This window comes from Paenibacillus nuruki (assembly GCF_001721045.1).
Taxonomy (GTDB): Bacteria; Bacillota; Bacilli; order Paenibacillales; family Paenibacillaceae; genus Saccharibacillus; species Saccharibacillus nuruki.
This window is the reverse complement of sequence record NZ_MDER01000064.1, coordinates 1-24,337: the sequence shown is the minus strand read 5'-3', so window position 1 is coordinate 24,337 and position 24,337 is coordinate 1. Positions and strand designations below refer to the sequence as shown.

The 24,337-nt window shown below is 36.0% G+C and carries 19 protein-coding genes and 1 pseudogene; 13 read left to right on the top strand and 7 right to left on the bottom strand.

Annotated elements, in window-relative coordinates; genetic code table 11:
* Window positions 1-107: 107 nt before the first annotated feature.
* The 3 genes from PTI45_RS16650 to PTI45_RS16640 form a co-directional block, all read right to left on the bottom strand.
* On the bottom strand, window positions 108-536 hold the full coding sequence (locus tag PTI45_RS16650) for a hypothetical protein (RefSeq protein ID WP_069328735.1): 429 nt from the start codon (window positions 534-536) through the stop codon (window positions 108-110).
* A gap of 332 nt (window positions 537-868) precedes the next feature.
* The gene (locus PTI45_RS16645; protein ID WP_069328734.1) at window positions 869-1,249 is read right to left on the bottom strand and encodes a VOC family protein; all 381 of its coding nucleotides are present in this window, start codon (window positions 1,247-1,249) and stop codon (window positions 869-871) included.
* 168 nt (window positions 1,250-1,417) lie between these two features.
* The gene (locus tag PTI45_RS16640; RefSeq protein WP_069328733.1) at window positions 1,418-2,236 is read right to left on the bottom strand and encodes a helix-turn-helix transcriptional regulator; all 819 of its coding nucleotides are present in this window, start codon (window positions 2,234-2,236) and stop codon (window positions 1,418-1,420) included.
* Window positions 2,237-2,397: 161 nt separating this feature from the next.
* Here PTI45_RS16640 and PTI45_RS16635 point away from each other — a divergent pair, with 161 nt between their 5' ends.
* From PTI45_RS16635 to PTI45_RS16620, 4 genes are all read left to right on the top strand, one after another.
* Window positions 2,398-3,447 carry an SPFH domain-containing protein gene (locus PTI45_RS16635; protein WP_069328732.1) on the top strand — a complete coding sequence of 350 codons (1,050 nt, stop codon included), beginning with the start codon at window positions 2,398-2,400 and terminating at the stop codon, window positions 3,445-3,447.
* A complete protein-coding gene (locus PTI45_RS16630) occupies window positions 3,444-4,412 on the top strand; it encodes an NAD(+)/NADH kinase (RefSeq protein WP_069328731.1) in 969 nt (322 codons plus the stop codon). Before PTI45_RS16635 ends, PTI45_RS16630 begins: the two co-directional genes overlap by 4 nt.
* A 62-nt stretch (window positions 4,413-4,474) precedes the next feature.
* Complete coding sequence (locus PTI45_RS16625) at window positions 4,475-4,825, top strand: ArsR/SmtB family transcription factor (RefSeq protein ID WP_069328730.1); 351 nt, start codon at window positions 4,475-4,477, stop codon at window positions 4,823-4,825.
* A gap of 179 nt (window positions 4,826-5,004) precedes the next feature.
* On the top strand, window positions 5,005-6,774 hold the full coding sequence (locus PTI45_RS16620) for a SulP family inorganic anion transporter (protein ID WP_069328729.1): 1,770 nt from the start codon (window positions 5,005-5,007) through the stop codon (window positions 6,772-6,774).
* Window positions 6,775-6,908: 134 nt separating this feature from the next.
* Here the strand turns inward: PTI45_RS16620 and PTI45_RS16615 are convergent, their stop codons facing one another.
* The 3 genes from PTI45_RS16615 to PTI45_RS16605 all read right to left on the bottom strand — a co-directional run bounded on the left by PTI45_RS16615 (window position 6,909) and on the right by PTI45_RS16605 (window position 11,227).
* A complete protein-coding gene (locus PTI45_RS16615) occupies window positions 6,909-8,015 on the bottom strand; it encodes a DUF4179 domain-containing protein (protein WP_069328728.1) in 1,107 nt (368 codons plus the stop codon).
* Window positions 8,016-8,354: 339 nt separating this feature from the next.
* Window positions 8,355-10,088: a methyl-accepting chemotaxis protein gene (locus PTI45_RS16610; RefSeq protein WP_245703497.1), complete on the bottom strand. Its 1,734-nt coding sequence runs from the start codon at window positions 10,086-10,088 to the stop codon at window positions 8,355-8,357.
* Window positions 10,089-10,390: 302 nt separating this feature from the next.
* Entirely contained in the window at window positions 10,391-11,227 is an 837-nt protein-coding gene (locus PTI45_RS16605; protein ID WP_069328727.1) for a DegV family protein, read from the bottom strand.
* 182 nt (window positions 11,228-11,409) lie between these two features.
* Here PTI45_RS16605 and PTI45_RS16600 point away from each other — a divergent pair, with 182 nt between their 5' ends.
* A complete protein-coding gene (locus tag PTI45_RS16600) occupies window positions 11,410-12,015 on the top strand; it encodes a DUF1836 domain-containing protein (RefSeq protein WP_069328726.1) in 606 nt (201 codons plus the stop codon).
* Between the two features lie 109 nt (window positions 12,016-12,124).
* On the opposite strand, the gene PTI45_RS16595 is transcribed toward PTI45_RS16600, so the two are convergent.
* Complete coding sequence (locus PTI45_RS16595) at window positions 12,125-13,825, bottom strand: methyl-accepting chemotaxis protein (RefSeq protein ID WP_069328725.1); 1,701 nt, start codon at window positions 13,823-13,825, stop codon at window positions 12,125-12,127.
* 413 nt (window positions 13,826-14,238) lie between these two features.
* Between PTI45_RS16595 and PTI45_RS16590 the strand changes: the two genes are divergently transcribed.
* The 8 genes and pseudogenes from PTI45_RS16590 to PTI45_RS16560 form a co-directional block, all read left to right on the top strand.
* Complete coding sequence (locus PTI45_RS16590) at window positions 14,239-16,188, top strand: 3'-5' exonuclease (protein WP_069328724.1); 1,950 nt, start codon at window positions 14,239-14,241, stop codon at window positions 16,186-16,188.
* Window positions 16,189-16,224: 36 nt separating this feature from the next.
* Window positions 16,225-16,815: a restriction endonuclease gene (locus tag PTI45_RS16585; protein ID WP_069328723.1), complete on the top strand. Its 591-nt coding sequence runs from the start codon at window positions 16,225-16,227 to the stop codon at window positions 16,813-16,815.
* A 31-nt stretch (window positions 16,816-16,846) separates the two neighbouring features.
* A complete protein-coding gene (locus PTI45_RS16580; RefSeq protein WP_069328722.1) occupies window positions 16,847-17,572 on the top strand; it encodes a hypothetical protein in 726 nt (241 codons plus the stop codon).
* Between the two features lie 135 nt (window positions 17,573-17,707).
* The gene (locus tag PTI45_RS16575) at window positions 17,708-17,941 is read left to right on the top strand and encodes a hypothetical protein (protein ID WP_069328721.1); all 234 of its coding nucleotides are present in this window, start codon (window positions 17,708-17,710) and stop codon (window positions 17,939-17,941) included.
* Window positions 17,942-18,234: 293 nt separating this feature from the next.
* Window positions 18,235-18,805: pseudogene (locus tag PTI45_RS24485) on the top strand (IS3 family transposase); the annotation flags it as partial.
* Window positions 18,806-19,167: 362 nt separating this feature from the next.
* On the top strand, window positions 19,168-20,205 hold the full coding sequence (locus PTI45_RS16570) for an MBL fold metallo-hydrolase (RefSeq protein ID WP_069328720.1): 1,038 nt from the start codon (window positions 19,168-19,170) through the stop codon (window positions 20,203-20,205).
* Between the two features lies 1 nt (window position 20,206).
* Window positions 20,207-21,121, top strand: a complete 915-nt coding sequence (locus tag PTI45_RS16565) for a S1 family serine peptidase (RefSeq protein ID WP_069328719.1) — start codon at window positions 20,207-20,209, stop codon at window positions 21,119-21,121.
* Window positions 21,112-24,337 (top strand): tetratricopeptide repeat protein (locus PTI45_RS16560; protein WP_139129271.1); only part of this gene is annotated, 3,226 nt, incomplete at its 3' end. The genes PTI45_RS16565 and PTI45_RS16560, both read left to right, overlap by 10 nt.

The window sequence follows — 24,337 nt, the reverse complement described above, 5'->3', positions numbered from 1 at the left end:
CTGAAATGATAAATATAATCTAGAACAATAAATAACAAAAAGCCTGAACTCTTTTATCAGAATTCAGGCTTTTATCTATGTTATGAATAAACTACAAGTATATAAAATTAACGACGAGGTGAACGCGTCTGTGAAGTAAACAATACTTTTTGTCCCGTGCTATTCAGGCTAGGTGCACCATGAACCACATGAGGTTGTGATTTTGGTGTAGCTTGGAAAGCATCTTTGAACGAAGTAGAGCAACCTGAGCATAAGCGACCTTGAGCGATAGGCTGTAAGCAACATTCGCAAGGATACGTCAAATTTTTGTAACCATTGGATAATTTACCTTGTTTAATCAGATCGTGCAATTCTGTTAGTGGAACTTTAGTCGCTTCGCTTAAAGCTTCAGTTGTTGCTTTAGGAAATCTCCACATGTAATCCATACAGTTTTTCAGAGCATTATCTAACTGATTACTACAAGAAGAACATAAGTTACGCATATTTTTTTGGAAAATAGAACCACATTTTGAACAATAATCCACCATTAGAGTCAACACGATCACCCCTTACATCTTTTTTTAGTCTTTTAGATATAGGTACATAATACTATATAGCATACAATATAACAATAGACATATCATAATAATCACAAATTTTGTCGAAAAATAAAAATAATCCTGAATATGTAGGTATTAAGACATAATGCTAATAAGTAATATTGACTTGTATATCTTAAATTAAGTTCCTGTACTATATAAAGCAATAATGGGAATTTCAATCACTTTCTAATAAAAAAACAACTTATCCATCATTGGACAAGTTGTTTGTAGCTTGAATATAAATAGAACCATTCGATCAATGCATGCGGATAACAACTGTAATACTATTATATAGCACTACATATTTCAATAAAATGTCCATCAGGATCGGTAATATAAGCAACCGTCTGTCCCCATGGTTTGACGACAGGTTCTTTAGCAATAACGACCTGTTGCTGGCGTAAGTGTTCAATCATGGCAACAACGTCCTCAACGACAAAACCAATCTCAAATGTACTGGATGCCATCAAATTTTCAGCAACATCCAGTCCAATATCTTGTCGAACCGATTCACGGGTGTTAAACGATAAAGTAGTCATGCCTGTATCGAATTCAACATAAGTATCGACTTGCATTTTGACCGGCAATTGCAAAACATCTCTGTAAAAATGCATCGTCTCTTCTACATTGCGAACATACAAAATAATATACTTCATAGCTAATTTCATCTACTCATCCCACTTTCTTATCATTATTTACATTCAGTGACGTTATCAATCAAAGAATCTATATCTATTATGCCTGCTTAGATGGAATAAGCATTGGAAAAAACGGTCAATATCGAACGTAGATGTACATGCTTGTGATCGAGATACGTCAATACGATTCATTCCTTTTCAAAGTTGGCTAGGAGATAGTCCATAATAACGCTGAAAGTTATTAATGAAATGCGATTGATCATAATAACCATAAGAGGTGGCTAATTCACTCATCGGTAGCTGTGGGAAACGGTACATCGCCTGCAAAACCGACTGAAAACGAATAATATCAAGTACTTCTTTGGGACGAATACCTAGCTCCTGTTGGAAAATACGACGAATCGTTCGTTCACTATAATGAACTTCATGAGCAAGAGCGGCTAGATCCATTTGTCCACGCTGCGCGTACATCAATTGCAAACTATTAGAAAGTAAAGGATGAATCGAGCGAGAGTGAATATCATATGTATATAGCACTTGAAGTAGTCGTTGTTCAATACGATCGATTCGAGACTTTATATCAGGTGCAGCTAACGTTTGTTCCCAAAAATCACCTGCTGCGTAACCCCATAATTCCTCTAACAACATCTGTCCCCGTAGTTCAGCAATAGGATAACCAAGTATAGCTTGTACGGCTTCGATATACATTCGAATACCGAAAAAATTCATTGATTGTTGAGGATAAAAAACTTCATAACTAGACATCCACGAAGATACAAAAGCACCTTGAGTTGCAGACACAGCATCCATATCGAAAATAATATCAATACATCCGTCAGGAATAATACGGTATTCCAAAGCATGAGATAGAGTAGAAGAAGACATCTGAAAAGTGGATGACCAGTAACAAGCTACTGTATTTTGCAATGCTAGTCGTGGAGCATATTCTTGATAATCATAATAGGAATGAAGCAAATGAGATTGCAATTTGGGTGGCTGAATAGGGCGATAGATCATCCGAACACTCCCTTTCTCTATATCTTATTTGATTGTAACATGATCTACAATTACCGTTATCACAATAATAATTAACAATTTGTTATTATCATATTGTAAATATCAATAAAGAATGATATATTGTTATTAACAAAAAGGAAATAACAAAGGAGAGAGTGATTATGTTTGGATTTCGCTTCGTCAAATTTCAACCGAGTGAATATGTGATGAAAGTAAGAAACGGTAAAATAGTTAAAGAAGGCGTAGGCTTATCATTCCGTTATTATGCGCCGACTACTTCGGTAATTGTAGTACCTGTATCTTCTATTGATGTTCCATTTATCTTTGAAGAAATAACAAATGATTATCAGACGGTAACCGTGCAAGGACAATTAACTTATCGTATTGTCGATTATCGTAAAACAACTCAAATTCTCAACTACACCTACAATTTACGTAAAAATCAATATATTTCAGATGATCCGAATAAGCTGGCCCAACGGGTGATTAATATTGCGAAAGTATTGACCAAAAAGCATCTGGAACAAATGCCACTACGAGAAGCCATTCAATCCAGTGAACGATTAGCCCAAAGTATTACACGCGAAATTATGCAAAATGAAGAATTGGAAAAGCTAGGAATTGAATTGATGGGTTTCTCTGTATTAGCGATTCTACCTAATAAAGAAACAATGAGAGCGTTAGAAGCGCAAGCTCGTGAGCAGATTCTACGTAATGCGGATGATGCACTATATGAACGACGTAACGCATCGATTGAGCAAGAACGCCGGGTCAAAGAAAACGAACTAAATACAGAGATTGCAGTAGAAACTAAGAAAAAACAAATTCGTGAAACACAATTAGATGCTGAACGTTCAGTGAGTGTGAAAAAGAACGAAATCAAAGAAGAACAATTGCAATTCGATACGATGATGGAAGAAAAGAAACAACAGTTAACAGAATTGTCTATTGCCAATGCCAAATCACAAGCCGATGCCAAAGCATACGAAATGTCTGCGGTAATGAAGTCGCTTGAAGGTGTTAATCCTGCGCTGTTACAATCCATGGCGAATATGGGCATGAATCCTGATAAGTTAATCGCTATTGCTTTCCAGGGATTAGCTGAAAATGCAGGACGAATCGGGCAACTAAACATTACGCCGGATCTATTGCAAGGACTGTTATCAGAATCGAATAACCATCAACAACAGCAAGGAGGTCGGAGTAGATGAATAGCCGGATGAGCGAAAATAAAATTGTACTCGTAAAACGTAAAACACGATTAGAAGAATTGATTGTTCGTTATAATACGATCCAGCAAGCACAATTTTATATTGAGCGTCTGGGTGTTGATTTTACCGACTATATTCAAGAAGATCAGAATTACCGCCATGCTGTAGAGCAATCCGTAATGACATTGCAAAGTATAGGCAGAGTACAATTGCTAGAACGCGAACATGTACCCAACTTTATTTTTGGGGATGATGATATTGTAGTGGTACTCGGTCAAGATGGATTAGTCGCTAATACGATGAAGTATGTCACGCATCAACCATTGATCGGCGTGAATCCTGATCCACTACGCTGGGATGGAGTATTGCTTCCTTTTCAAGTGCGTGATCTGATTAAGATTGTACCGGAAGTATTGAGCAAGCGTCGTACGATTCAAGAAGTGATGCTTGCCAAAGCAGAGCTGAATGATGGGCAGACATTGTATGGAGTCAACGATTTATTTATCGGACGCAAAACGCATGTCTCTGCACGGTATCAATTACAGTTAGCAGGGCATACTGAACAGCAATCTTCAAGTGGGATTATTGTATCTACAGGGATGGGAGCCACCGGATGGTTCAAAAGTGTGCTCGCTGGTGCAAGTGGTATTGTGCATAGCGAAAGTTATCAGCAGATTACAGGCAGTGTCCATTACGAGGAGACACAGTCAGTCACTACGACTTCATTAGCATGGGATACACCACAATTATATTTTACAGTCAGAGAACCTTTTCCTAGTCGTACTACATCGACGAACTGTGTATTCGGACAAATTAATCAGAATCAACCGTTACGGATTATATCGCAGATGCCTGAAAATGGAGTGATCTTTAGCGATGGGGTAGAAAGTGACTTTCTAGAATTCAATTCAGGGATGACAGCAACGATCGGTCTAGCTGAGAAGCGAGGTCATCTGGTGGTATGATGATTATTTTGTGTTATGATATCCGTATCTGTTGAAGATAATACAGTAAGGGGTATGGATTCATGAATCAAAATATACAGCAATTCAAAGCTGATTTCTTCAAAGCTTTAGCTCATCCGATGCGGATTCAGATTTTAGAAGCTCTATGTACTGGAGACAAGACTGTGAATGAACTGCAAACGATTGTCGGTTCAGAAGGATCAGCCGTTTCTCAACAATTATCAATATTGCGTAGTAAAAATGTGGTGCAGGGTGTGAAAGAAGGCACGTCTGTGATCTATTCTTTACGTGATCCGTTGATTCAGGATTTGTTAGCAGTGGCGAAGCAGATTTTTGACAATCATCTTGTAGATGCGATCTCCTTACTTGAAGGAATGCGAAATGAGCCAGAATCGATCAAGCATCTGGATTGAGGATAGAATCAATAGAATAGAATGATAAAAATAAAGTATCTCTCGTTTGATTGGAGGTACTTTTTGGTGTGTACACAATATCATTGACATGATCTATACATAGGCGTACTATCTCTGTATATTCAAATAATCAGATATTTAAAATAATGATCAAATATCTAAAAAGAGAAGGTAACTGGATGAAGTGGACAGGGAGATTTGCAGGATACAATAAGAATAGTTTGCGTAAAGACTTAATTTCAGGCTTGATTGTAGGTATTATTGCGATTCCACTTGGAATGGCTTTTGCGATTGCTTCAGGAGTGAAGCCGGAATACGGAATCTATACCACTATTATTGCAGGGATATGTATTTCTTTGTTTGGCGGTTCCAAATTTCAAATCGGCGGGCCGACAGGTGCATTTATTCCGATATTGTTCGCAGTGGTCATGCAGTATGGCTATGAGAATTTATTGATAGCCGGCTTTATGGCAGGGGTATTTTTATTGATTTTGGGATTATGTCGATTGGGTAAATTGATCTCATTTATCCCTAGACCAGTAACGATTGGATTTACCGCAGGGATTGCTGTCACGATTTTTGGAGGACAGATTGCTAATTTTCTCGGTCTAACAGGACTCACTAAGCATGAAGATTTTTTCTCGAATATGCGAGAAATCGTTACTCATTTGAATACATTTAATATCTACAGCTTAATCACCGGATTAATCTGTTTTTTGGCGATGATATTGACGGCACGATTTTTCCCCAAAGTACCAGGATCATTAATCGGCTTATGTATTTCTACAGCTGTAGCGGTACTCTTTTTTCAAGGCAAAGTGTCTACGATCGAATCTTCATTTGGCGCTATCTCGGGCGCACTTCCTCAATTTCATATTCCTAACTTAACGTTGGACAACATGACACTTTTGATTCGTCCTGCTCTAGTAATTGCGATGTTAGGCAGTATTGAGTCATTATTATCTGCTGTTGTAGCCGATGGCATGACAGGGACGCGTCATAATAGTAATCGGGAGTTAATCGGACAAGGAATTGCCAATATGATTACACCTTTATTCGGTGGGATTCCAGCTACAGGTGCTATTGCTCGTACAGCTACAAATATCAAAAATGGCGCTGTATCGCCGATTTCCGGTGTAGTACATGGAATAGTGGTTTTGTTAGTATTGCTTCTTTTTGCTCCGTATGCTTCTCATATTCCGCTTGCCAGTATGGCGCCTATTCTTATGTTAGTCGCATGGAATATGAGTGAACGTAAGCATTTTATGCATATGTTAAAAATCAAAACCAGTGATTCGCTTGTATTAGCAATCACTTTTCTACTAACGGTATTTGCTGATCTGACGACTGCTGTAGAAGTTGGATTATTGTTAGCTGTGGTTTTATTTATCCAGCGGATGAGTCAAGGATTAACGATCACTAAAGTATTGCCTGATCCTGATTCCAAGCATCAACAAGTACACAGTCACATGGTCACCGAAAATCATGATTGTCCGCAGATTAGTATTTATACAGTAGAAGGGGCTCTTTTTTTCGGCGGAACCCATATAATTGAATCTGCTATAGATGAAGCTATCACTAATCAACCTCGTGTGGTGTTGCTTCGGATGGCTAGAGTGCCGATGATTGATACGACAGGGGATGCAAATGTACTGACACTGGTACATAAAGTACAAGCTTATGGCGGAATCGTTATCATCTCAGGTATTCAGCAGCAACCACTTGAACTGATGCGTAAAACAGGGCTATATACGATGATCGGAGCTAACCATTTCTATGAGCGTACAGGAGTGGCTATTAACAAAGCATTAGACCATCTGAACCTGGAACAGTGTCGTGGTTGTCAGCATTTTGCTTTTCATGAATGTCAGGCGTTGTCTGCGGGAATGCATACAGCATCTGTATCCGCACCTGTACAACTAAGAAAAACGTTAGAAGCGAATATTTAATATTCCATAAATAGATACCAAAAGTAGACGCAGTATAACTATCGGATCGCTGTATATCAACCCGATAGTTATATTGCGTCTATTTGTATTATTTCATGATTCTCATAATAGACATTATAGAGTGAAACGATACTTTATTTGATCTGGATTAGTGTTGGATCTCCTACATGATCGGCATCTCGCGTTACGACTTGTAACTGTAATGTTTTTGGTTGGTCTAATAAATTGCTATAGAAAATATATTCATAACTGTTGGGATCATCGAAAGCGACTTTGCGATTAAGCGCACGTAACAGCACTTCCTGATCGCCTTCGCCAGCAAGGATACCTGTAGCTTCAACCCATTGTCTACTGGTGTTGTACGGCTCGAAAGGCTGATCTGAAGTGAAGCGTACACGCATCTCCAGTGGAGACATTTCTACACGGGCTAAAGCAACAGTATGATCTCCTAAAGTAATCGTATGATTCGGATAAACAATTTCAGTCTCAGGTCGCTTGAATTGACTGGCTAATGAGAAGTGGATAAGTAAGGTAGGTGAATGATGCATATCTTCTGTACTGGTATTGGTCACTGGATCGCTAAGTCGACCTTCATCAACAGAAGCGATTTGGAATTTGGCTGCAATTTCTTGTGGAAAAGGTTCTCTAGATTTCAAGCGAATAGTGGTTGTGCCACGGAATACATTCTCCCGATCGGCATCATGTGTTCCATTATTGCGTGAATGCCCTAACGATTTTCCAGTAGCGATACTGCTTAATTTGACACTGTTCATCCCATAGATTTCTTGCCCATTTAAGCTTTTGGCAGTATACAGAAGGATTAACTGATTCTCATCGGCTGTTACAGCATTGACCGTGACAATATAACCGTCTTTCTCAGCGCTTTCATTCACATACTGAATATAATTATGTTTGATAGCCGAGATTAAGCTTTGGTTCTGAATGACTTCCGATTGATATTGCTGAAAAGGTTCTAATTTGCCCCAAGAAGAGGCAGTAGTGTTGGTACTTTCAGTAGGCATAGGCACAATAAGTAAGATCAACATTACAACAGAGGTAAAACCGACCACAACCAGTAATCGAGCATCCAACCAGGGGAAACGTGAGCGCATGCGTTTGGCTTCGAATAGAGCTTCTTCATCTGTTGGAGTAGGGGTATGAGACATTTCCGATACAGAAGGTGTCTGTGTATGTAATGGAGTACTAGATGATTTAGAATGTTCTTGTTTGGATGTACTCATAATGACTATTCCTCCTGATTCAGAATGATTTACAAAGTTGCTTAATTATTATAAAGACTGAGTGTAGGATGCATTTGTATCTTTTTATGTCTACTTCTTCTAAGTACTTATTGTATATATCGGTGGTAAATCTACTTTTGTTACGGTTCTACGAGAAGTCAGAAGGAAAATCTCTCTTTATTCTATCTTACTACTAAGAAGCATTACAAGCAGACCGACAACAGCCCTAATCTCTTTTGAAAAGCAATCCTTTTCATTTTAGAGAATTAGGGCTGTTTGATCTATAGGTTTTAATATCTATTTTATAGTAAGCATAGAGGTTGCCGATACGGATCTGTATTAAATTTTGAATTCGTTCATTTCACTATGCAGTTGTTCTGCGGTCTCGGCTAGAGAAGACGAAGAAGCATTGATTTCTTCCATCGATGCTAATTGCTCTTGTGTCGCAGCGGATACACTAAGCATACCTTCAGCAGACTCTTGAGCAATATGAGAAATCTGTCTAGAATACTCGACAATCTCTGTTGTGCTAGCAGACATTTCTTCAGCACCGGCAGATACTTCTTCAATATCACTTGCAACTTGATTAACAGCTTGTAAAATATCCTGGAATGCTGTACCTGCAACTGCAACCGAAGCCATCCCTTTATCAAATTCACGATTGTTCAATTCAACAGCTTCAATCGCATTTAATGTATCTTTCTGGATAAACGAAACCAGTTCTATAATTTGCTTCGCCGATTGAGAAGATTGTTCAGCAAGCTTACCGACTTCATCAGCTACGACTGCAAATCCACGACCTGCTTCACCTGCACGAGCCGCTTCAATCGAAGCATTCAGAGCGAGTAGATTGGTCTGTGAAGAGATCCCAGTGATCACTTTGGTAATATTACCGATTTCTTGTGAACGATTACCTAACTCTTTCACGACAGATCCCAAAGAATGAAGAGATTGTTGGATCGAATCCATTTGGGCAACCGCTTGCTGAATCGCCTGATTACCATCGGAAGACTTACTTGCTGCATCTACCGCAGAACTGGATACCGTCTGTGCACGAACAGCGATTTGTTCAACTCCAATTGCCATTTCTTGCATCGCTTGAGAAGATTTTGTTGCAATATCGACTTGTTTGGCGGTTCCGATCGCATTTTCCTGTACTGTTTCAGCGATTTGTTCAGCTGCTTGTTTGTTCTGTTCACTACTTGCTGTTAGTTGTTCAGACGAAGCCGCTACCAACTCGGACGTAGAAGCGACCGATTCGATCACCTGACGTAGATTTTGCTTCATTAGATTAAAGGAAACAGCAAGTGAACCGATCTCATCTTTATTTTTGATGATAAGGTCAGCACCTGTCAGATCACCAGCAGCGATCTGTTCAGCCGCTTGTTGCAATGATTTGGCAGGTTTGGAGATCGAGCGCGCAATAAGGAAAGCAATAACAAAAGCAACAATAACAGCGATTACACTCAGGACAATAATATTAAAGCTTGCTGTCCGAGAGATATCTACAGATTCATTAGTAAGTTGCGTTGCTTGCTTGTTATCATAAGCGACCAATTCAGCAATCGTTGAGTTCGCATTATACCAGAAAGCGTATGCATTACGGTGTAACAAGATCGCTTTATCCAGTTCATCATTCAGACCTGCATTTAATACATTAGGAGAAACTTTGACATAAGCTTCGTACTGAGTAGAGAAGCGTTCATACAATCGCTGCTCATCATCACTTTGAATCAATTTTTCATAAGCTGTACGTTCCGTTTGGATTTTGGTTAATAATGCAGTATAGTCTTGATTTAATTTAGTTACTTCATCTGCATTATCTTCGATAATAATATTGATCAGTAGACGCTCTAAATCAGATATATCTCCATTAAGTGTACCCAACAAAGTCACACTCGGCATCCATTTGGTATTGATATCTGTTGCTTGATTCCCCATCGTTCTGGTACTTGTTAGAGCAAGTAAGCTAACAATAACTAACAACAAGATTACACTCAAAAACCCAGTTAATAGCTTGGTTTGTATACTCATTTTGATTCTGCCAACTTTGCCTATACGTAATTGTTTCATAATATGATCCCCCAATATGTAATGGTAACGTTCTTAACTTTATCTATATCGACAAAATATTTTTATAATTTAGTTTTTTTTGGAAATATTAGTACTAAGGGCGTAGTTCGTAGGTTTGTATTTGTAAATGCTTACATATTAATATATCTATTCTTTATTTTTAGGGATGTACTATTACTCACAATGTAAGCGAGTAGCCCACAACAAAAAAAGCAATCTATAGTGGTTACCTATAAATTGCTTTCGATTAGGCTATTGATATTTCATTTTGTACGATAAATTTAAAGCGGTGTACCAAACAATTACTTCTGACGAATCCATGCTAATGCCATCGTACCTTCACCTGCATGAACACCTACAACTGGAATAAAAGGAGCAATCTCGATTTTGAGGAAAGGAGCAAAAAGACTAATTTCTTTTTCCATCTGGAATGCTTCTTCAATATTGTTAGCATGCATAATACAGACACTTTTAACAACATTGATATCTCTTTTTAATATATCCATTAATTTGAATTTGGCTTTTTTAAATGTACGAATTTTGTCTTCTACAATAATCTTACCTTCTACAAAACGTAGCAATAAATGAATACGTAGCAATTGGCTAATCACCAGTTGAGTACCAGATACACGTCCACTACGATGCAATTGAGAAAGGCTAGCTGGAATGAGATAGAAGTCCATATTTTCGATGATCATATCAATTTTGGCTTTGATCTCCAGGGCAGTATCACCTTGTTGTTGCCATTTGATTCCTTGCATGACCATTTCACGTAAAGGGAAAGCACCTACTCTAGAATCAATACCGATCACTTCTGTTTCGGTAATCTCAGCCGCTTGTAGAGAAGTGTGATACGTACCACTTAATTCAGAAGAACAATGAATCACAATAATATCGTCATACTTGCCTTTAAGTGATTCATAGAGTTCCATAAACTCGCCAATGGGAGGTTGTGAACTACTGACACTTTCATGTTGACGCATTTTCTCATAGAACTGTTCTGAGGTAATTTCTACATTTTCTTTGTAAGCTTCGTTGTTCACAATCAGACGTAGAGGTACAATATAAATATGATTCTCTGCTGCAAAGTCTTTATCAATCATAGCTGTACTGTCTGTTATCCAAGCAATCGATTTCATTCAAACCACTCTTTCTGTACACAGGGATATAATATAGTAGAAAGGCTATATTAAGATTATTAAAATTTTAACATATAAAACTAATAACTTTGTGATATAGTTATTATAACCATATAGAGATATAAACACAAACTTCGTACTATACAACCTACAATATTTATTCAGCTCAAGGAGGATTACATATGGAAGACAAACTTGCTCAAGAATTAGAAGCATGGGGCAAAGAGAAAGTAGCATATACATTTCCTCGGTGGGAGCAGATTCCAGATATAGAGTTGTATATGGATCAAGTGATTGCCTTACTGGAAAAGCATTTTCACAAGTTCCCAGGAGATAGTGCAGGCAAGTTGATCTCACCTTCGATGATTAATAATTATGTCAAACAAGGGATTATTCCGCCTACTATCAAAAAGCGTTATTCCCGTACCCATATTGCTTATCTAATGATGCTCTGTACACTTAAGCCAGTCTTGCCTTTGGCTGTAGTGCAAGGGATTATCGAGTTTCAATTACAGACCAAAACATTTGCCGAGGTCTATGATCACTTTGCGATTGAGCAAGAACAAGCTTCGGTCTATACGATGGCACAAGCCAAAGCCGAAAGCGAACTATTGGGACAGACGGCAGCAACAGAGCAAGAAATGCTCAGCAATCTTTCGCTCAAAATGGCGGTATTGGCGAACTCTAGCAAAATTTTAGCAGAAAAGATTATTGAGATGGAACGAGCAGAAGGCAAACTTTCGACTTTGGATGATAAAGGGAAGAAAAGTAAAAAGATCAAAATATAAAACGATTAGGCATATAGACAACTAAAATACCCCTTATCCTGCATAAACGATCTTCTGATCATACAAGATAAGGGGTATTGTTTTATCATTAAAGAGTGTCAATAAATGATTATACTTTGAATTCACTCACTTCTGCGTGAAGTTGTTCTGCTGTCTGTGCTAGCGAAGAAGAAGAGGTAGTGATTTCTTCCATTGATGCTAACTGTTCTTGAGTCGCGGCAGATACACTAAGCATACCTTCAGAAGCTTCTTCAGCAATATGAGTGATCTGTCTAGAGTATTCAACAATCTCTGTTGTGCTTGCAGATAGTTGTTCAGCACCAGCCGATACTTCTTCAATATCTCCAGCCACTTGATTGACCGCTTGTAAGATATCTTCGAATGCTTCACCAGCGATAGATACTGAAGCAAGACCTTTATCAAATTCTCGATTATTCAATTCAACAGCATGGATCGCTTCTGTCGTGTCTTTTTGAATAAAAGTAACCAGTTCAATAATTTGCTTCGCCGATTGAGAAGATTGTTCTGCTAGTTTGCCAACTTCTTCTGCGACGACTGCGAATCCGCGACCAGCTTCACCTGCACGAGCCGCTTCAATCGAAGCATTCAGAGCAAGAAGATTGGTCTGTGTCGCAATACCAGTGATGACTTTAGTAATATTCCCAATTTCTTCTGAACGATTACCCAACTCTTTGACTACAGTTCCGAGAGAATGGAGGGAAGTCTGAATAGAATCCATCTGTGTAACAGCTTGTTGAATCGCTTTGTTACCATTAGATGATTTACTTGCTGCATTGGTAGCAGAACTCGATACCGTCTGTGCGCGAACTGCAATCTGCTCTACACCGATTGCCATTTCTTGCATTGCTTGTGAAGACTTCGTTGCAATATCGACTTGTTTGGCAGCACCATTTGCATTTTCTTGTACGGTTTCAGCGATCTGTTCAGAAGCTTGTTTATTTTGCTCACTGCTGGCTGTTAATTGCTCGGATGAAGCGGCAACGATCTCAGAAGTTGCGGCTACTGATTCAATCAAGCCACGTAGATTAGCTACCATTTGGTTGAAAGCGACAGACAGTAAGCCCACTTCATCTTTGTTACGAATAACAATCGCTTCTCCTGTAAGATCACCACCAGAGATACGTTCTGCTGCTTGCTGGATTTGTTTGACAGGGCGAGAAATCGAGCGAGCAATCAAGTAAGCGATAGCGATACCAATCAGAACCGCTAGAATACTCAAAATAATAATGTTTCTGCTTGATGTTGCAGCTGTATCGACAGACTCGGCTGTGATCAAAGCGGCTTGCGTATTATCTAAAGTGATTAATTGAAAGATGGTATTATTGGCTGTAGACCATTCATCATAAGAAGCACGATGCAATTGTTGAGATTGTTCCGCATTATTAGTCATAGCAGCCTGAACAAGTGCAGGTAGTGTTGTTAGATAACTATCATAATTAGTAGAAAATTGTTCATACAATTTCTTCTCATCTTCAGATTGAATCAATGCCTGATATTCTTTACGTTCGATTTCGATCTTTTTCAATAATTCCTCGTAACTTGTTTTGATTGCAGTCAGTTCAGTAGGATCCGTTTCAATCACCATATTCAGAACCAAACGTTCTACATCAGATACATCTCCATTCATCGTGCCTAGCAAAGTAACACTTGGCATCCATTTGTTATCAATCGCTTTGGTCTGATCTCCCATCGTTTTCATACTCCATAAAGATAGGATACTAACTAAAACTAATAATAAAATAACACTTAGAAATCCAAGTAATAATTTAGTCTGAATACTAATACGCATAATTCCACTCCCTATGATTGTTTAAACATATAATGTAATATCTATATCGACAAATTTCGCTGTTTGTTTATATTTGATTATTAAATATTACAATTAAAGTAAAAAATTTATAGAAGATTGAAATGAAATATTTAATAAAATGAGCATACCTGCTAGGGATTCAGCCATCATGATTTGCATGAAGAGGACATTTCCAGACTCATATGGGGGATGTCCTTCTTTTTTGGAGTTGAACCATTATTTTGAAAAAAAGTATTTCCAATATCGTCCAAACAAAGTATGATGTAGGTAAATAAGCTCCCAACTTAAGACCTAAAAATTTAAAGGTTTTAATTTGAAGTAAATTCATCGCAGATTTCCAGAAGAACTGGACTCTATCTATATCTTCTGCCTGCACTAAGGAGAATACATCTATGGCGTATACGATTCCAGAAACTATTCCTAGAAAAGCAACCGCAGGCGAACGCCTTCTTTTCCAGACCCTCAAAGAACATCTTCCAGACGATTATATTGTCTACTACGAACCAGAGATCGGTGGCAGACGACCGGATTATGTGATTATCGGACCCGATCTAGGACTACTTGTACTCGAAGTCAAAGACTATACCGAAAATACTCTCTACGAACTCAATACTCATGAATGGCAGCTACATACTCAAAAAGGAACAGGATCAGTGGAAACGGTCAAGAACCCACTGCTTCAAGCAAGAGATTATGCTTTTCGCATTAACAATAAGCTCAAAAAAGATCAGAATCTAACTCAACAAAGTGGAGTCTATGCAAATAATCTCAAGTTCCGCTATGGACATGGAGTTGTCTTTACCCGTCTTAAGCAGACGCATATCGTGAAGCACAGTCTGCATCGAGTGATCGATCCTAGATATATGCTGACACGAGAAGAAATAGACCTTGAAGATGCCAATTGCACCGCAGATCATTTATTAGAGCGGATTACCCATATGTTCGATACGCCTTTTCATATGAATCAGATGCTCACAGACGAAGATATCCAAGCGATTCGTTATCATCTATTCCCGGAAGTGCGAATTAGTGCACAGTACCGTGAACCGGTGTACTACCAAGATCAATTATTACTATCGCTTCATAATATACAAGCGATGGACTTGCATCAGGAATCACTTGCCAGACAATTAGGGGATAAGAACCGCTTAATTCGTGGTGTGGCAGGAAGTGGTAAAACCTTAATTTTAGCTGCTAGAGCGAAAATACTAATTAAAGAACATCCTGATTGGAAAATCCTTGTTCTCTGCTATGGGATTCCATTATCCCGCGTGATTCGTAGCCAGATCCATCGGATGCTTGAAGAGCCAGAAGATTTGTTCGATTTTGCCAACAGTCAGGAGAATCCATCTTCTACACCTTCTATAGAAAAGCCATCTAACCTACAGATCGCCACTTTCCATGAATGGCTATGGAGCACCATGCGTATCAAAGACGAGCTGATCGAACCCTACTTAGAAAAGATCAATCGAGGCGAAACCATCTTACCGCAATACGATGCGATCCTGATCGACGAAGGACAAGACTTCGAACCGTCATGGCTAGAATTGCTAAGTAAGGTGCTTAACCCGGAGACGCAATCACTATTACTGGTCGAGGACAAAGCGCAAAATATCTACAAACGCAAAACCAGCCTGAGCCAGAACACCGGACTGGACTTCCGTGGACGCTCCAAGATTCTCAGTATCAACTACCGCAATACGGCTCAGATCGTCAACTTCGCATGGGACTTCTATCGTACCCATTCGAGCTTAGGGGAAAAGGTCAAAGAAGGCACAAGTATAGAAGGGGTAGAGATTATCCCACCGCAAAGTACCAAGCGCAAAGGAAGAGAGCCACAGATCAAACACTGTGCTTCTTTTGCAGAAGAAGTCTCATGGGTGGCACAGCAGATGAAGATACTACATGAGCAGAAAAAAGTACCTTACGCCGAAATGGCTGTCCTGTATCGGGTACAAAAGCGCTATTCGTACTCTTATATAGATGTATTGCAAAAAGAACTATCCAAGTATGGGATTCCCTACAACTGGTTCACCGAAAATACAGCCGCCAAAAGACAATTCGAACGCCAACAAGAAGCCGTGAAGCTATCCACACTCGACAGCTCCAAAGGGCTGGACTTCAAAGCAGTATTTATCGTCAATATTGATAGTATGCCCTTCAAGCTAGAAGAACATCCAGAGCGAGAAGTGTCGTTATTTTATATCGGGATGACGAGAGCGATGGACTGGTTGTTTTTGAGTTATAGCAAGGTTGAGGGATTCGCAGGGTGGTTGGAAGAGAAGGTTGTCGAAGCAAGTGATGCAGTGGAACAGAAGAAGCAACAACGATTCAAATCATAGAACACATTTTAGAATATTCTCAAAGGGGCGTTACAGATGGCACGTAGAAAGAGCAAAAAGAAACAACAGCAAGAATCCGCCAATGCAATCGGTGGACTGATTATATTCGGGGGAATAGGCTTTAGTTATTTTGCTAAAAGTATTGCGGTAGGCGTTGTTGCCATCATCTTAGGCATCATTGTATTTGCACTGATTACCTACTCGATCAATCAGGCAAGAATCAACAAATTAAGAAGATCAGGGATAGCTGAAATAGACAAAATGACAGGCGATCAATTTGAGCATTATCTAGGTCAACTTTTTCACCTTCAAGGATACAACGCCACAGTAACGCAGGCACAGGGAGATTATGGTGCTGATCTGGTATTGAACAAAGATGGCAAGCGGATTGTAGTTCAGGCGAAGCGGTATAGCAAGAATGTAGGGTTGAAAGCAGTACAGGAAGTCTATGGAGCCATTGCACATTACAAAGCTTCGGCAGGTTGGGTTGTGACGAATAGTAGGTATACGCCACAAGCAAGGACATTGGCGAGGTCGAACAATGTCCGCTTGGTCGATCGTGAGGAACTGGTTGAGATGATTTTGAGGGTGAAGGAAAGTAGAAAATCAATAAAAATTTCAAAATAAACTAATATTATTTTAAGGAGAATGATTAATTGTGAAAAATAAAACTGATATACAAGTTACCTTGGGAAATGTAGATGCAGCATTTGACCTTTTGTTTGACGGATTTCTTGACTTACAACAATCATTTAAAAATCTTCTGCACGAAATGATTGAACAGGATGAAGATAATAGTGAAGAATTTGAAAATTTAAAAAATCTTAAAAATAAGCTAAATGTTCAAAAGAATTTAATTAATAATATAAAGACTGATTTATTAAATGATACAAATTTATTATTTAAGTCCAAAATTTTTATGAATGAAGAACCAAGTGAAGATGAAGAATTAAATCAGCAAGAGATTGATGAACAAGAAATTGATTATGAAGAAATTTCTGCAATCGACAGAACTAATTGGAAGGTAATTGGAAAATTAGTGAAAATAGAAACTGCAAGACCCAATAATGGAGCTATTTATAGTAATAATGTACCCATAGATTTATTTTGTGATATTGTTTTAACGTGTATTGATCAATTTGAACGTTATAATAAAGAGACATTAAGAACTTCCAGTATAAATATGCTCATGAAAGAAAAAATAATTAAAGAAAGTACCTATAAAAAAGCGACAAATTTACTCATATATAGAGTTTTTCAAGTAATGTTAAAAGAATCTATTTTTACTTCTCTTGAGAATATGAAAAGAGTCTATAAGTTAAACAAAAGTGTTCCTGAAATAAAAGAATGGCTGGATGTGAATATATCTAAAGCAAAAAATTAATAATTTAAGAACTAAGTGAAGTAACAAGCTGTTTCCAGTTTTACTAATAATGCAACGATTTGTTTCCTTATGTTCTATATTTCACTAAATTGTTTTATACTCCTCTTATACATACCTCGAGAGGAGAAACCAACCATGTGGATCATCAGTCAAGATGAGCAAACGATCGTCAAATCTGTTGCCCTTACTCTAGAAACATCAAACGAAGGAACTGTTCTTTCCGCTTACGTAGGAGACGGTTCGGTCGAATCTGCTTTTACGGTAGGTACGTTTCAACAGAAGGAGAGGGCGGTCGAAGAACTGTCTCGCTTCCGCCAATATTTGTCCACGATCAATATGGAGCCTTTTTATATTCAACCCGATCTTTAGGCTCAATTTTACTTTTGTATTTTAAATTTAATATTTTGATAAAAAGCCGATTCGATTTTTTTTCGAATCGGCTTTTTAGTTATAATCTGTATACTGCAAAATGGTAATAGAAAATTGATACTTAAGTACTTAATTTATACAATATAGCTAGAATTTTAGGGGATTATTTACAATTAACAGAAAATTAATTGTCTAATTATGTTTGAAATAAGGGTGCTAAGATCTATTTTATAGTCTTATAGTATTGCAACATAAATAGATTTTTACATATAGAAAGCAATTTTGACTTCATTGAACTCTCTATTCGCTCTGTCATTCGCCGAAAGCGTCCCTTTGCCGGGCGCAAATCCTCTGTCTGTTTGCGAATATGTTGAACCGTGCCTTTGCTTCGGAAGTGCCCGGGCAAAAACTTGTGACCGAGATAACGTATGGGCGAACGTGAAACACATTTGCCTATTTATCTGTGGTAATCGATTTGTACAACAATGAAATCAAGGCTTGGGTGCTATCGGAGCGTAATGATTTGAAGCTTGTGACCGACACGATTGAAAAGTTGGACCACCAACCGAGTCTGTTGTACTCGAACCAAGGCTTTCAATACACGACGAAGAGCTATGCTCATCGGCTACAGGTGAAAGGACTCATGGGCAGCCATTTGAGGCGAGGGAATTGCTTTGAAAATGCGTGTGTCGAGTCTTTTTTTCACATCTGAAGACTGAGAAGTTGTACTTGAACCCTCCCAAAACGATTGAAGAAGCAAGGCACCACATTGCGGATTATTTGATTTATTACAATGAGGAACGGTTTCAAAGCAAACTAAACGACCTTTCCCCGAAAGAATTTCGGGAAAAGGTAGTTGCTTGAGAAACTGTACTTTTTTAGTGTCTACTTGACAGGGCTAAGACCAAACCACTAGTCTTTTTATGAATTTATTTTACTACAAAAGTAAATGTTCTTATGAGAGATACATAACTGAAACTTTGTTGCAAACAAAAATGGACTAGCCTTAAAGTGGCTAGTCCATTTCTATACAATTAATTTTTATTCTCAATGAATCTCACGTTTAATACGTATACAAGTCCACTTTCAGCTAATTCTTTTGATTCATAACCTGATTAGTTTATTGTAAAACTTAAAAAAATTAAGATTATTCTTGTAATGTAAAAATATGCTATATTTATTTTACGATTATTAATATAAATTAAATAAAATTAGTGAGGTAATTCATGTTTAGTATTAAATCACTACCAGCACATTATGGAGACTGTATTTTAATTAGGTATGGAGAACAAGATAAAAAAAATAACATATTAATAGATGGCGGAATCACTAGAACCTACATCGCTACTCTTAAAAAAGAAATCCAAAATATTATAGATCGTGGAGAGTTTATTGATTTGTTAATTGTTACACATATTCATGATGATCATTTAAGAGGAATTCTTAAATTTTTTAGTGACTCCAGTATGGATAAGTCTTTAATTAAAAAGGTATGGTTCAACTCTAATAAGATTTTAGCAAAATATATACAAGATCTAGGAATAGAAGAAATTAATCTTTACGATGAAGCATCAAAAAAAATGAGTTATTCAAATTCTATTACTTTTGAGAATAAGCTTGAAGAATTAGGTATCGCAAATACAGAAATTGTTTATTTTAATAAATCCTATAATAAGATTAATTTTGAAGGAGCAATGATTACAGTATTAACTCCTAATATTGTATCTCTACAAACATTAAATATAGCATTTGAAAAAGAAGCATCGCTTAAAACGTCAGCAGAACTACATGACTTTAATATTGAAATTAACGAAGTGAACGTGGTTGATGACTTAGAAGGGTTTATAGAGGATGATGCACCTTTTAATATAAGCAGCATATCATGTATCTTAGAATATAATGAAAAAACGATTTTACTATTGGCAGATAGTACACCAAAAGATGTAATCTTAGGAATTAAATCATTAGGGTATAGTATCGATAATCCTTTAAAGGTTGACTTTGTAAAGATTTCTCATCATGGAAGTAAAGCAAATACAAATATAGAGTTGTTAAAACATATTAAATGCTCTAAGTATATAATTAGTACTAATGGGTCCAAACGAGGCGCACCCAGCAAAGAAATGTTATCAAAAATAATATTAACTCAAGAGAACGTAGAACTAATATTTAATTATGATATTTACAATGAGATTTTTACCCAAGAAGAAATGCAAAAATATAATTTTACTTGCTTGTACACGATAGATGAAATGGAGGTTTAGTATGAGTTTTGACGAACTTTATAATCTATTTTGCATAAAAGTTAAAAGTTCTAAATCAGAAGGAAGTGGAGTATTAATAAATTCGTCTTCACCAGATAGTAGCTATGTAATAACAGCTAAGCATTGTCTGACTGGAAAAAAGGAAAACGATCAAGAATTACAAAAAGGAAGTATTAAAGTACAACGATTACATCCTGATGGAGGGTTTCAAGAATTCATAGTAAGAGATTACTTTTTGCACTCCGTACGGGAGGTGGATTTAGCTATTATAATTATTGAGAAAGTAAATCTTCCTGAACAAATTAGTGCAACTATGCCTAACTACAATAGTGAAGTTCATGTTAAAGGTTTTCCAGCAGAATCTATTAAAACAGATAATCCTATGTCAGAATTGAAAGGTCATATCACAAATGTTAAAACATATAGATTAAATCGGGTGGAATTTTCGATTCCTCCACAACAAACATTTGATAAAGAAGCTAAAGTTTATATAGAAGGATTTTCGGGATCAGGACTCTTCGAAGAAAATCAAAACGGTACATTATTTTTAATGGGTATTTTTACTCAAGTGAAACATGATGATGTCGCTTATGGAGATCTTGAAGCAGAATCTATTTTAAAAGTAAATGAGATTTTACAAGAGAATGATTATCCTTTAATTAAAATAGTTGAATATCAAGTTAATAATTATCCACATTTAGTAATGAATCTTAAACAACCGAGTAATCTACTTACAGACTATCAAAATATTCTAGAACAGAGTACTGAAGATAAGTTACAAAAACTGATAATAGAAAAAAGATCTGGAAATAGAAAACAAGCTTTAACTAAACTATATGAAATTTTAGAAGATGTCGATCATATGTCTACTCACACTGCTGCTAAATATTACATGAAAGCTTCACTATGGGGTTAGAGGTAAATGAAATTGAAAAATCAAGTATTTTATACCAAAAAGCTAAATCCTTAGACATTTCAGTAGACGATCGTATTTATAAATCTAACATATTCAATAAAGAACAAAATTATGAAAAAGCTATAGAGATTCTAGAACCAATAGACAATGAAGAACTGCTTTTAAACGCTATTAATACCTACTTGTTGAAAAACCAAGGGGATCAAGTTGAGAATTTAGTTAATAGCTTGAGTATAGAGATTACTCCTATGATTCAACAAGCATTAGCTAGAAGCTTTTTACAGGCAGGCTTGTATGATAGAGCTATTCGTGCAATTAAAAAAGCGATAAAACAAGAAAAAGAAATGCCATATCACTATCTTATTGCTGGATGTATTTATTATTGGAAAGGAATTCCAGATGATCTGAAAGAATATCGTAGCACATTTTTCCCTGTTTTATTAAATGCACCTGTTAGCCTTTTCGAAAAACAAGCAACTGACATGGAACAAGCTAAACTATTTTTTTATGAGGCTATACAGTTAGCTAGTGCTCAAAAAAATAAAGAATTAGTAATAAATTCTAAACTTGCCTTATTACTAACTATTAGTACATCTTCTAATTCTTTAAACGAGAAAAAAGAACAAGCACTCTCTTTGTTGGACGAAGATAAGAACAACTATTTTGCGTTTAGTTACCTTGTTTTTAATAATATTTCTTTTGAAGAAAAGTATGTTGAACCATTTATTGAAGCAATTGAGCAAGGAGATAAAAATTTAGACTTGGTAAATCCTCTTATTATTTATTATTTGAATAAAGGTCAAAATGAATTAGCGAATGAACTACTAGAAGATTATAAATCGTTATATAATCTAAAACAAGAAAAACTGACATGGATAAAATTTAAGATTGATTTAATATACATCACTGAAAATCAAGATAAAGCTTTAATGTTTTTAGAAGATGAAGATATTAGTGAGAAAGAAAAAGAATCACTTAGATTACAAATAAAAGTAAGAAATGCGGATAATTTAAACCAAATTGATATATTAGAAAAATTAATTCAATTACAAAAAGATCGATACCATTATGAACAATTAAGCATTATTTTGCGCTATGAGAAAAATTGGAGTCGATTAATAGAAATATCTAAAGATTGGTTTTCGTTTTTCCAAGATCCTAGAGCTTTGTTGTTTGAAGTAGAATCTTACTTTAATCTTAAAGACTATCAAACTTGTTTAAAACTTTTAGACAAAATGGAGAACATTGCAGATCAGAAAATCTCAAAAGAGATTAGTTTTTTTAAGTTAGATATATTGGTTTATTCTGGGCAATGGTTAAAAGCTATTAACCTAGCAGATTCATTGTGGATTCAATATATGGATGTCGAGTTACTGTTAAAACGATCAATTATATATAGTAATAGCGGGGACATATTACGTTCTATTGTTGCCTTAAAAGATGGTATTGATAAGAGAATTACTTCAGCAGATTTATATATTTATTTATCCCAGCTTTTGCTTCAAATTAATCCTTCAGATGCTTTTAAATATGCAAAAGAAGGGTATGATATCTACAATACTGAAGAATTATATCGGAACTTGATTGGTATTGGATTTAAAACAAATTTGGATCAAGAAACAAATCAGTTACTAATTGACTATCAAACCAAATTTCCAACTAATAAATATTTTAAAAAAATAAATATTTCAGAATTTAGCGAAATGGTTGATGAACATAGAAAGAACCAAGAGCAAAATAATAGTATGTATGAAGATGGGGACTTACCTATTCATATTTTATTAGAAAGTTCAAACATACGTTTTGCTTCTAATTTTTTAGAAACTTGGGATGTAAACGTTAATTCTAATAAAATATTTAAAAATAATTTGTATTTGCTTTACGGTGGCAAACAAAATAATGCTTCTAATTTGAATGAGTATGATTCAATAGTATTAGATTATACAGCTTGTTTAACTATATTCTCCCTAGATCTTTTTAATGCTATAACTGTCGCTTTTGAGAATGTATTAATATCGCCATATTTAATCAATTGTATTCAAGATGAAATTAGAGAACTGACAATTAAACAACCTAAATTAATACAAAGCAAAAAAAATATATTAAAAGCAATAACAAGATTAAAAATAGAAAAAGTTTCTTTGGATAAAGAAGCTATAAATATGATAGATCAAACCTTACAACCTTTTGATGGGTTTCTTTTTCAACTAGCAAAAAGTCATAATGCATTAATCGGTATTGAAAATTTTACACAGGAATTATTAAATGATGGTAGTCAATTATTTATTCCAGAAGCTTTAAAAGCGGTTCAAGTAACAAGTGACGATATAGTAAATGCTTTGATTAAATTAGGTGAAATAAATAGTGAGGACTTAATAAACACAAGATATTTTGATCTACCGATTTCTAGTAAAGTAGACCTGATCATCGAAAAAAAACCAATTATTATAGATGAAATTGTATTAGAAATTCTATTAGAAAATAATTGGATAGACGCGGCAAATAATCATTTCTATTTATTAGTTACTGATCACTTAGAAAAAGAGTTAAATAATATTGTTCAGCATGAAGTTAGAAAACAAGAACTCATTCAAAGTTTAGAGGATTTATTAAACCGTATTAAAATCTTAATAGAAGGAAAGCAAATTCAATACATTGTTCGAACTAATAACAATCTAGATACTCAAAATCTTATTGCAATTCAATTGAATGATGTAATAACCATAGGGAGAAATAGAACCAATGTAGCATTATGGATAGATGATCGTCATCTAAATAGTTACGATAAAATCGATGAAAACTCAAAATGTTTTTGTGTTTTAGATATAATTATACATTTAAAAAATAAAGGAATTATTAAGTTTACAGATTATATTAATAAATTATCTCGCTTAATAAAAGTTCAGGTTCAATATTTTATACCCCCTGTAGACTATATTTATCATTTATTAAAACCAGTCCAGATTGAGCAAGGAAACCTTCGTGAAACCACTAAACTTCGTGAACTTCGTCATTTTATAGCAAAGACTTTTTTTAATAATAATAGACTCAGAACAGAAGCAATAGGTTCATATTCTATTTCAGAAATAAAATTAATTCTTTTTGATTTACAAAAATCGACAACCAAAATTTTAAACTTAATATGGAGTGAAGAAAATAAAGGATTAGATTGGAAATATGGTACTTCAAATTGGATAATGACCAATGTTTATACAT